Consider the following 2,879-nt stretch of genomic DNA (forward strand, 5'->3'; position numbering starts at 1 on the left):
GACTTGGTGGCGGCGCCGAATGCGTATCTGCGTTATCTGGCGGATCGGTGCTACTCGCCTCGCACGATCCGCACCTACGGCTACGGGTTGGTGGCCTTTGCCCGCTGGTTGAGCGTCTCGGGTCACAGTGTCGACGACGTGGATGTCGAGGCGATGCTGGAGTTTGTGGACCATTGCCGCCACGAGCACATCCCGGGCAGGGCCGGTCCGAATGTGGTCGATCTGAATGGACGGCGGATGGACCAGCTCGCACCGGCCTCGATCAACCTGCGCCTGGCAGCGGTGTCGGGGACGTATGAGTTCTTGTCCATGCGGGACGCCGACCGCGTCTCGCCGATCCCGAAGGGCCGCCCGTCGTCGTGGTTCGCCCCTGGTGAGCGCTCGGGGCTGCTGGCCCACACGAAACGACGCCCCGCACCTCGATCTCGGCTTCGGTTGCGTACCCCGCGCCGGCTCCCGCGGGCCTTGTCCGCTGCGGAGTGTTCCGCGCTGTTGGCGAGCCTGCACAGCAAGCGGGACCTGGCCATGGCCGGGTTGATGCTCTATTGCGGGTTGCGATCATGTGAAGTGCTGTCGTTGAGGGTTGCCGACGTCGACATGGGCGCCGCTGGCTGACCGTCCACGGCAAGGGAGCCAAGGACCGTCGTGTCCCGTTCGACACCGACATCGCGGCGGTGCTCAACGCCTACCTGATGACTGAGCGCCCCGAAACCACCGCAGCGGAACTGTTCGTGGTCTCCAAGGGACCACACCGCGGACAGCCCCTCACACCGGCCGGTCTGCGCACGGTATTTCGCTACCACCGCGGCATGGCCGGAGTCACGGCTGGCGCCCCGCATGCGCTGCGCCACACCTTCGGCACCGCCCTGGCCGAGGCCGGTGTCGACTTGGCGGTGATGCAGGCCCTGTTGGGGCATGCCCATGTCGAGACCACCGCCCGCTACATCCATCTGGCCCCCATCCACGTGAAAGCCGAATACGATGCCGCTCGCAGCCGCGCACGCACCCACTGACACCACTGGCCTGCGACCAGCCGAGACCGGCGAGGCGCTGCTGGCCGCTTACCGCGACCATCTGGCCCGCACCGGGCGGGGGAACTCGGCCTACCGATACTGGGCGAGGGTCTTCGTCGAGCGCTGGCCCGACCCGCAGACTTGGGCAGATGAACCGCTGGAGATCCAACTGCAGGCGAACTCAGGGACTCGCCCGTTCATCACGTTCCTGCTGGTCACTGGCCGGTTGCACCCGTCATGGCAGTATCTGGTCCATCGCAAGTTCTCCTCGATCTGGCGCGACGTTGCCGGCACCACGATCGGTGAAGACCTCGACGAGTTCATCACCGCCGCGCGAGCTTGTGGCTACAGCGAGCAGACCGCCAGGGCAATGGCCAGCCAGGTCCTCGCGCGAGTCTTGTTCGCCACCGGCAAGCGATTGGACGATCTGACCACCGCCGACTTCGACGCGCTCAACTTCGCCGGCCAGCAACGAGAGCAGGCCACCGGCCGCACTTGGAAGCACTACCGCGGCTGCGCGACCGCGACCCGCACCGTGTTGTTCCACCACAAGGTCCTGCCCGCCCCGCCGCCACCAGCGCAGACCCGCTGGCCCTACCAGCGGCGCCTGGGCGAGGTCCCCGACCCGATGAAGTCGCTGCTGATCGGCTATCTGGAACGCAAGGCCGTCACCTGCAAGGCCTCCACGGTCTCCGGGCTGACCACCCGCCTGGCCGCGTTCGCCACCTTCGTCACCCGCATCGACGCCACCCTGACGCCGGACCGGTTGGAGCGCTGCGCCCACATCGAGGCCTGGATGAGCTCACTGCCACAGATCACCAGCCCCGCGACCCGACGGCCACTGACCACGGCCGAACAAGCCCGCCGGATCCTGGCAGTCAGCAACTTCCTCACCGACATCACCGAATGGGGCTGGCCCACTGCACCGGCTCGCAAACTGATGTTCCGCAGCGATGTTCCCCGCCTGCCGCAGCCGCTGCCCAGGTTCCTGCCACCCGACGCGGACCGGCGCCTGCAGCAAGCCCTCGAAGACAACCCGGACAGGCTCGCAGCCGACGCGCTGCTGTTGCAGCGCGCCTGCGGGCTGCGTATCGGCGAGTTGCTCGACCTGGAGCTGGATGCCGTGATCGACCTACCCGGCGCGGGGTCCTGGCTGAAAGTCCCTCTCGGCAAGCTCGAGACCGAACGGATGGTCCCCATCGACGCCGACATCCTCACTCTGCTGGACAGGATCACCACCACCCGCACACCTGGCAGGCCGATCCCGCACCCTCGCACAGGCAAACCTGCTGACTTCCTGTTCACCGACCACGGGCATCGCATCGGCTCCAACCGGCTGCGCCACGTCCTCAACCACGCCACCCAGACCGCGAAGATCGGGCACGTCACCCCGCACCAGCTGCGTCACACCTACGCCACCGCCCTGGTCAACGCCGGCGTCTCCCTCCAAGCCCTCATGGTCATCCTCGGGCACTCCTCGGCCGAGATGAGCCTGCGCTACGGGCGCTTGTTCGACTCCACCGTCCGTGACGAATACGAACGAGCGCTCGACCTGGCCAAACAACGCATCGGCGCGCTGCCTCCAACCCCCGGTGAGGACCTCGACGACGGCGTCGACTGGCGCACCACGCCGACCATCAAGACCGCACTGGCAGGCGGCTACTGCCTTCGCGCGCCAGCCCAAGGAGCCTGCAGCTACGCCAACATCTGCGAGAACTGCACCAGCTTCCACACCACCCGCACCTACCTGCCCGTCCTCCAAGCCCAACGCGACGACGCCAGAGCCCTCGCCGACGACGCCCAACACCGCGGATGGGATCCCGAAACCGAACGCCACCTCCGCCTGATCAACCGTCTCAACACCCT

At 67.4% G+C, this 2,879-nt stretch carries 3 protein-coding genes; all 3 read left to right on the plus strand.

What is annotated here, in order from left to right; genetic code table 11:
- On the plus strand, positions 1 to 615 hold a 615-nt coding region (locus ABD089_RS13750), incomplete at its 5' end, for a tyrosine-type recombinase/integrase (protein ID WP_343887031.1).
- Between the two features lie 50 nt (positions 616 to 665).
- Positions 666 to 1,013 (plus strand): tyrosine-type recombinase/integrase, encoded by a 348-nt coding sequence (locus ABD089_RS13755; protein WP_343887033.1) that lies wholly within the window; start codon positions 666 to 668, stop codon positions 1,011 to 1,013.
- Positions 982 to 2,879 (plus strand): tyrosine-type recombinase/integrase (locus tag ABD089_RS13760; RefSeq protein ID WP_343887032.1); only part of this gene is annotated, 1,898 nt, incomplete at its 3' end. The genes ABD089_RS13755 and ABD089_RS13760, both read left to right, overlap by 32 nt.

The sequence above is a fragment of the Luteococcus sanguinis genome (genome assembly GCF_039527675.1).
Taxonomy (GTDB): Bacteria; Actinomycetota; Actinomycetes; order Propionibacteriales; family Propionibacteriaceae; genus Luteococcus; species Luteococcus sanguinis.